Below are 350 nucleotides of genomic sequence, written 5' to 3' on the forward strand. Positions count from 1 at the left end.
GTCAGGAGTTCGAATCTCTTCAGACACGCCATAAACGGATCCATAGCTCAGTTGGTTAGAGCACTCGGCTCATAACCGAGTGGTCGCTGGTTCGACTCCAGCTGGATCCACCACTCACCTGCCCCGTTCGTTCAGTGGTAAGGACAATAGATTTTCACTCTATAAACAGGGGTTCGATTCCCCTACGGGGTACCATTAATATGGAAGGTTATCCTAACTGGTAAGGAACCGGTCTTGAAAACCGGCGTCGCAAGACTTCAGAGTTCGAGTCTCTGACCTTCCGCCATTTTAAAGGTACCTATAGCAGGTAACAAAAGATGCCCAGATAGCTCAGTCGGTAGAGCAGGGGA

At 49.7% G+C, this 350-nt stretch carries 3 tRNA genes; all 3 read left to right on the plus strand.

The annotated features are described in order from the left end of the window. Positions 1–36 precede the first annotated feature (36 nt). The 3 genes from HMPREF0202_RS10695 to HMPREF0202_RS10705 all read left to right on the plus strand — a co-directional run bounded on the left by HMPREF0202_RS10695 (position 37) and on the right by HMPREF0202_RS10705 (position 286). Positions 37–113, plus strand: a tRNA-Ile gene (locus HMPREF0202_RS10695). A gap of 7 nt (positions 114–120) precedes the next feature. Then, positions 121–195, plus strand: a tRNA-Glu gene (locus tag HMPREF0202_RS10700). Positions 196–202: 7 nt separating this feature from the next. Further along, positions 203–286: transfer RNA gene (locus HMPREF0202_RS10705), tRNA-Ser, on the plus strand. The last annotated feature ends 64 nt before the right edge of the window (positions 287–350 follow it).

The organism is Cetobacterium somerae ATCC BAA-474 (assembly GCF_000479045.1).
GTDB lineage: Bacteria > Fusobacteriota > Fusobacteriia > Fusobacteriales > Fusobacteriaceae > Cetobacterium_A > Cetobacterium_A somerae.